Here is a 7,612-nt window from a genome sequence, read left to right as displayed (position 1 = left end):
GAGTTTATTATAACAGTGGGGGACTTTTCAATTACCATGGTGGCCCAGTTTTAGATTACTATAAACACTCTGTTTGCTGCTTTCTCGCTTTTGACAAAAATAAGGCTATCGTCTGCGTATCTGACAAAGCGCAGCCCTCTTGCTTCAAGTTCCTTATCCAACTCGTTCAACATGATGTTGCTTAGAAGGGGACTAAGGTTGCCTCCTTGTGGCGTTCCTATTGGCGTATCCTCATATTTTCCGCTAACCATCACACCGCTTACGAGGTATTTCCGTATAAGGGAAATCACATCTCCGTCTTTTATCGTGTGGGAGATAATTCTCATCAGCTTGTCGTGATGAACCGTATCGAAGAATCGTTCTAAGTCAATATCCACTAACCACTCATACCCATCGTTGATATATTCCAGCGCTTGAACAACTGCCATTTCACAACTTCTTCCCGGTCGGAAACCATAGCTGTATTCGCTGAATTGTTTTTCAAATATGAGGCTGAGTTTTTGATTGATTGCTTGTTGTACCACTCTGTCAACAACCGTTGGGATGCCCAGTTTGCGCATTTTTCCATTTTCTTTTGGAATCTCTACCCGCAATGCCGGCGCTGGTTGATATTTTCTTTTTCGGATTTGGTCCCGCAGTTCATCCTTGTGCTTCCTTAGGTATACTTTCAGTTCTTCTACGGTCACTCCGTCTACTCCACTTGCACCTTTATTGCGGTACACTCGCTTGTAAGCTTGATTCATGTTTTGATTGCTTAAGATTTCTTCTAAAAGCTCCACACTCGTTTCTTCCTTTCCTTTCACGTGACGAAAAGACACTTCTCTTTTGAGTATCCTTTGAGATACGCTCATACTTTCCTCATTAACACATTCTGAAGTTTATCTTTCGTGCATTCATGGTGTAGAAACACTATAAATTGTTCAGCCCTTCATGATTTCCATCACTACTATGGCTTCGGCTGACTTCTCACGATAAACCTTTTTCGACCAGCTTTCTTTATAGGGGACTCCTCAGCTGTCCGTGAGACCTCCCAGGGTAAGACAACTATCTTTCCTCTTTTACTCGCCTGATTTACTCTATAGGATTACGCACATCTTTTGGACTTTGGCTTGTTATGGAGCCTTATCCGCCCATAGAGCCTTGGTATCAGATTTCTGTTCGTCGAGCCAAGATTTTGATACACGCTTCCTTCAGCCCTTACCTCGCGATAAGCACCTTGCGCTTCTCTAGTGGTTAGTTGATGTGTACCCCCACAGTGGACTTTCACCACCTAGATAGTTGCCATGCCTGGCGCACATAAAAAAAGCCCGGATAAATCGGGCTATATTTTTCTTTCGTTGGCTACCACTCGAATGTTCCAACGCCATCATCAAAATGGGCTTTGATGTATTCCTGTTCTTCTTCCTTGCTTAATAATCCCTTCGCTTTCCCGACGTTCCCACGTTCCAGTTTCCATAGCTTATTATGTTGTTTATCCGCCCGGCTGAAATTCCCGACCTTCCAGTCGTTCAGTATTCCCATATAGAGATCGTAATGATCCAGGTCTTTTTTATGGTCTTCCACAACCTTAATCATTGTTTCAATGTTTTCTTTCGTCATCGCCACAGCACCCCATTTCTCGTCCGCTTTAATCTTTTGGTGTGTCATTTCATGGAGTGTGCGCATGATTGAGGATTCCGTCCAGATCCGATCGGCTTTTATTACCCCTTCCACCGGTTCTTTATCTTTATTTTGATTGCCATTATCCATGTCTTTATGCTCGTGCCCGGCGGTTTTTTCTACAGCAACCGGATCGCCCTTCTCTTCGGTCCCCGTTTCGTCACTAAACCAACTTAACCAACCAAACATATATAACATCGCCAACGCCACCAAGACTACAAGAACTATCGTTGTTAAAGTGAGTATCATATTCCCCGAACGCACGAAACCACTCCTAATCTTCATTAGTTGGAGTCCATCTTAAAATAACTAGCACCAAAAAGAAGAGGATTCACCCTCTCTCAATCATGAGAAATCCACCAAGGTTCTAGCCCATTTTTTATTCTTTCTGCATCAGATAAAGTAAGATAAGTCGCTCTTTCCTGTTTATAATTGCTTGGATTGACCTCTAACTCTAATTCGAATATCACATTTTCAGGCTGAATAATGCATCTTCATTTCCTTTTGCATATTCCTCTAAATAACGATTTGCGTCCTTGACTAGTTCCTTTTGGTGTTCTGAATCAGGTTCATGTTTTTCAGCCAACGAATAAACGTTGAATTGTTATGAAGTAAGATTATTTTTTAATTGGTTATCATAGTCACTGTCAAGGCCTTCTTGAAATTACCATAAACCGATGTGGTTTTGACCTTCAAAAACCCCTCCTAAATTTTAAATGCTAGTTTCATGTTAGGATAAAGCCATTGAAAATAAAAGGATTTTCCCAAATAATTTCTGAAAATTGCCTATTCGTTCAAAACAACTAGAGAAATAAGCAACAAACTAGGGGAACTAGTTTCTTTATGGTTTAAGGTGTTGTAGTATGGTAAAAAAATGGAAGGGATTAGCGGGTTATCAGGAGAAGATATTCTTTTAGAAAATGGTATAGCTGAATCAAAGGGATCCGGTTGTAAAGGGTGCGTTATTTTAACGGAAAATGATGTTGTGAATATAATGATTGAGCGGGATGGTAAATTCGAAAATATAAAATTAAATATAAATGATCTCCCACGTTGAAGTAGTTGAAATAAAAAACACTTTAGGAGGGTAGTGCCCCCTAAATGAGCAAGGCAAAAACTTCTGAAATCAACGTTTTCAAATTAAAACTGTATCAATCGCAATACTTTGAGATACATCAGGTGCATGAGGTCGCAGGTTCAAATCCTGTCATCCCGATCATTGAAAATAATATCAAAAGTCTGCTTCTCCCAACTAACGGGAAAGCCGACTTTTTTTATTATCTGGATAATCGGAAACCTCCCCGGGGCGCTGGCTTTTAAGATACAAAGACAACACTAATCCGGCAATTGAGAGTATGCCTGCCACAATGAAGGAGACATTAACCCCATGGATCAGCCCATTGACACCTTCACTTGGGGTTTCGTTCGTGGTCATTACGGTAACGAGAAGTGCTGTGCCGACAGCCCCTGCCACTTGGCGCATCGTGTTATTCATAGCAGAACCGTGCGGAATTGATTTCACTGGAAGCTGGTTAAGCCCGGCAGTAGTGACAGGCATCATCACCATGGCGATTGACAGCATTCTAACAGCGTTCACTGTAGCAATATAGGCAAAGCTCGTATCTTCGTTTAGTATCGTAAACAAAAAGGTCGTGATGACAAGCATGGAAAGGCCTGTAATCGACAGCCATCTCGCTCCGAATCTATCAAACAGCCTTCCGGTAATCGGGTTCATGAATCCCATGAGAAGCGCTCCTGGAAGCAGGGCCAAGCCAGATTCGAATGCGCTGAAACCGAGCATATTTTGCATGAAAAGAGGCATCATTACCGCAGTTCCAATCATCGACATGAAAACAATCATGCCGAGAGCAGTGGACAGGGCAAATACCTTATTCTTAAGAATGCGAAACTGCAAGATTGGATGTTCCATCTTTAATTGCCTGCGGATAAAGAAGAAAAGCGAAACTGCTCCTATGCCTATGGAAAGTAGCACGTGCATGCTCCCCCATCCGGTATCGCCTGCCATGCTAAAGCCATACAGCAACCCACCGAACCCGAATGTAGAAAGAATGATCGATAGGACATCCACCTTCGGAAAGGTTTGCTCTGTCACATTTTTAAGGATAAAATAGGCGACGATAATGTCTGCAATGGCGATAGGCAGCACGACGTAGAAAACACTTCTCCACGGAAACTGATCGACAAGCCAGCCAGAAAGGCTTGGGCCAATGGCAGGCGCAAAAGCGATAACGAGCCCGAACATTCCCATCGCCTGCCCACGCCGTTCAATCGGATAAATTAAAAAAAGAACCGTCTGCATGAGAGGCATCATAATGCCAGCGCCGGCGGCCTGTGCGATCCTGCCCACCATCAAAACAGAAAAACCTGGAGCTACCGCACAAATGAACGTACCGGCGGCAAACAAGCTCATCGCTGTCAAAAATAATCCCCTTGTCGAAAACCGTTCAATCAAAAAAGCCGTGATCGGGATCATAATCCCATTCACAAGCATAAAAACCGACTGCAGCCATTGGACTGTATTTTCGCTTAATCCTAAATCATGCATAATCGGGGGCAGGGCGGTACCTAGAAGCGTCTGGTTCAATATCGCAACAAAGGCACCTGAAATCAGTACAAGCATAAGCGGAATACGCTTAATATCCCCTGCCTCTTCAGATGCATTTTGATTATTCCCCATATGTATCCTTCTTTCTCTTTGTTCACTCACTGCTTTCTTGTTTTCATATTTCTTGATCTTACCATAGTAAAGAAATAAGAGAAAGCAAAAAGCATTTACAATCTTTCTAGTGGACCACCTGAACCAGTATACTACCTTTTCATTGTTTGAATAATCTATACTAGTATTTTTGTTCCAAATAGAAAACCCTTATTCAGCGCGAATAAGAGTTGTCTTTATATCACTAACTATCGTGCAAGAACGACTTCTTTACGTTTTACTGTTTTAAAGCCTTCTGCTATTTCATAAGAAGCTGGAGTCATTTCTTTCAATTCATCAAGTGTAATGTCATCCACCATTTCAACTAACCACAGCTTGCCTTCCCGAATCTTGAACACAGCATACTCAGTTACGATTGTGTCCACTCTTTCTTTCGCTGTCAGCGGATACGTACATTTCGGAAGAATTTTTGCCTCTCCTTTCGGAGTTAAGTGCATCGTGGCAACGATTACTTTCTTAGCTCCTACAACAAGGTCCATTGCTCCTCCGACGCCAAGTACGTCCTTTCCGGGAATGGCCCAGCTAGCGATATCGCCATTTTCAGCTACTTGCAACGCCCCGATTACTGTAGCGTCCAAGTGCCCGCCGCGCATCATAGCAAACGACAATGAACTATCAAAGAAAGAAGTATGCGGCAACACTGTAATTGGCGCTTTCCCTGCATCAATCAAGTCTGGATCGACATTTTCCGGTGAAGGCGACGGGCCAACACCAAGAACCCCATTCTCAGAGTGCAGTGTTACCTCTCCTTCCGGAAGATAATCTGCAACTAACGTAGGAATCCCAATTCCAAGGTTAACGACTCCCGTAGATAACTCCTGCGCCGCACGCCATGCAATGTAGCGTTTTACGGACTCTTTATTCACAGTCTGTACCCCCTTTATTTACGACAACATCCACGAATATAAATGGTGTTACAATCGCTTCTGGATCAAGTTCCCCGACCTCGACTACTTCGTCAACTTCAACAATCGTCAAATCAGCAGCCATCGCCATCATCGGATTGAAGTTTCTTCCAGCTTTACGATAGACCAGATTTCCTGCTTTATCCGCTTTATGCGCTTTAATTAAAGCGACATCCGCACGAAGAGAACGTTCCAACACATATTCTCTCCCATCAAACACACGGCTTTCTTTATCTTTGGCCAACTCTGTACCTGCAGAAGTAGGCGTGTAAAATGCCGGAATTCCAGCTCCACCTAAACGCAAAGCTTCAGAAAATGTGCCTTGAGGAATCAATTCAATCTCAATGCGGCCTTCACGATAAGCTTTCACAACTTCTCTGCTCGTTGTAAAGTAAGTGCCGATCGCTTTTTTAATACGATTTTGCATAAATAACTCATAAGCATTCGAGTTCTCAGTAATGTTGTTGCTTATAATCGTAAAGTTATCAATATCTGTGTAATCGATTACAGCCTGAAGCAAATAATCCGGCAAACCAGAAAGGCCAAATCCCCCTACCATCATTCTGGCAGCATCAGGAATTTTTGCTACTGCTTCTTTAGCAGATAAAAACTGGACATTTGTTTTGATTGTGCTATTTGTTTCTTGCAAGGCTTAAACCCCCAATATTTAATATCACGCATTAAAAACGTTTGAACAAAAACGATTCTTATATATTAGTATAATAAAATTAACGAAAAAACACTACAATATAAGCTAGAGACTTATTTTTAAAAACTTTCTTTATTTTACTTATTTATCCCAGCGCAACCCTCCGTAGGACCCAACTTCAAGATTTAGAAGATTTCGAAAAAGTCTAAGTGGGAAATAACCAAAACTAACACCTCGATAAGTCTTGTTTATCGAGACGACGAACGAAGTGAGTTAACAAGAATTATACTCTGTAAGTGCTAACCATCAGTGTGGGATGAACAAAACCCCCACTGGTGGATGTCTCAGTTTATGATTAAGTCAATGTCCCCCGCCTATTTAAATTGCTTCAACAATTTTTAATCGTAGCTGACGCCGGGATAAAAATATCCGTGATGCTTACTAAAGACTGTTTTGTTCTTTAACTACGCTCTTATTTGAAAGGATAATAGCGATCAATGCCCCGAATGACAAATTGAGGATCGTATTAATAACAGCAGGAACTGCCGCCAAAAAACTAATGTAATCCATAGCAAGAATGGCTGCAAGCGCTGTATTGCACAGCCCTGTCTCGTATAAAATCGCGCGAGCATCCGCCTCATTAAACTTCATCACTTTCGCCATTCCATACCCGAGAAACATCGGAACGAGAATTTGCAGCATCGTAATGATGATGAGAAGCGGCAGCAAGGAGAGATTGTCTTCAAGCAATGGCTGCGACCCAGATACGACAGACAACACTATCAGAATTAACGTCGTTGATGAAAAGAAACGTACGGATGGCTGTAAAATTTCCACGAACCGGCTCATTTTCAGTTGAATAACAAGCCCTAATAAGATCGGCAATAAAACGATCAACAGCATCTTCGCAATCAATGGCAAAAAAGCAATCGGAATAAGATGCCCTACCGTTGTTTCCAGAAGAATCGGCGTCACTACAGGGCTAATAAATGTATCAACAACAGACATCGTTATACTAAGAAGGACTGTTCCATTCGCCATAAATGTGTACAAGCTTGCCGCAGTGGCACTAGGTACGCTTCCAGCCAAAATAAAACCTGTCAATAAATCAGGAGAATGGGATAAAAAGGTAAAGCCCAGCCCCACTGAAATAAGTACAGTAACCGTCCATTTAAACGCAACGCCAAAAAAGACTAGCTTCGGTTGTTTGAGCACATATCGAAAGCTTGACGGTGGAATCGTCAGGCCCATTAAGAATAATATTAATGCCAGCATAAAGCCTGTCCAGCCTGTCAATGGTTCAAAAGATTTAGGTATAAAATAGGCAATAATCGCAAAAACAACAATCCAAAGCGGGAGAAATTTTGTAACTGCATTGTTAATTAGTGATAGTACTTTCATTTGCTAATCTCCCTAATGAAGTCTTCACAATTCATACTAACATAACAAAACAAAAAAAAGTTAGAGGCATTATCTCTAACCGTGTTTTTGTTCTTCTATTTTCACATAAATATGTCTACTTATGATTGGATTCGCTGCTTCAAATTATTAATTTCCGCGTCATGCTTTCCCGTCTTTTCACTTAAAAAATTAATAGACGGTGCGGAAAAAGTTGTGTAAATAAGTTTCAAATCAATCCTCCTTGGCAAGAATTAGGATAAT

Annotated in this window: 7 protein-coding genes; 1 reads left to right on the top strand and 6 read right to left on the bottom strand. The window is 41.7% G+C overall.

The features are described 5' to 3' along the window. Positions 1–50 precede the first annotated feature (50 nt). Positions 51–851, bottom strand: coding sequence for a group II intron reverse transcriptase/maturase (ltrA, locus tag DCC39_RS18190; protein ID WP_455431038.1), 801 nt, complete (start codon positions 849–851; stop codon positions 51–53). Between the two features lie 490 nt (positions 852–1,341). Beyond that, a complete protein-coding gene (locus DCC39_RS18185) occupies positions 1,342–1,923 on the bottom strand; it encodes a DUF6241 domain-containing protein (protein ID WP_116556305.1) in 582 nt (193 codons plus the stop codon). 610 nt (positions 1,924–2,533) lie between these two features. Between DCC39_RS18185 and DCC39_RS18180 the strand changes: the two genes are divergently transcribed. Continuing rightward, on the top strand, positions 2,534–2,716 hold the full coding sequence (locus DCC39_RS18180; RefSeq protein ID WP_116556304.1) for a hypothetical protein: 183 nt from the start codon (positions 2,534–2,536) through the stop codon (positions 2,714–2,716). 195 nt (positions 2,717–2,911) lie between these two features. Here the strand turns inward: DCC39_RS18180 and DCC39_RS18175 are convergent, their stop codons facing one another. From DCC39_RS18175 to DCC39_RS18160, 4 genes are all read right to left on the bottom strand, one after another. Further along, positions 2,912–4,357, bottom strand: coding sequence for an MDR family MFS transporter (locus DCC39_RS18175; RefSeq protein WP_116556303.1), 1,446 nt, complete (start codon positions 4,355–4,357; stop codon positions 2,912–2,914). A gap of 227 nt (positions 4,358–4,584) precedes the next feature. Then, positions 4,585–5,262 (bottom strand): 3-oxoacid CoA-transferase subunit B, encoded by a 678-nt coding sequence (locus tag DCC39_RS18170; protein ID WP_116556302.1) that lies wholly within the window; start codon positions 5,260–5,262, stop codon positions 4,585–4,587. Beyond that, complete coding sequence (locus DCC39_RS18165; protein WP_240613693.1) at positions 5,255–5,950, bottom strand: CoA transferase subunit A; 696 nt, start codon at positions 5,948–5,950, stop codon at positions 5,255–5,257. Before DCC39_RS18165 ends, DCC39_RS18170 begins: the two co-directional genes overlap by 8 nt. Before the next feature lie 441 nt (positions 5,951–6,391). Continuing rightward, a complete protein-coding gene (locus tag DCC39_RS18160) occupies positions 6,392–7,351 on the bottom strand; it encodes a bile acid:sodium symporter family protein (RefSeq protein WP_116556301.1) in 960 nt (319 codons plus the stop codon). Positions 7,352–7,612 lie beyond the last annotated feature (261 nt).

This window comes from Pueribacillus theae (genome assembly GCF_003097615.1).
Classification (GTDB): Bacteria; Bacillota; Bacilli; order Bacillales; family UBA6769; genus Pueribacillus; species Pueribacillus theae.
This window is presented reverse-complemented; position numbering and strand designations above follow the sequence as displayed.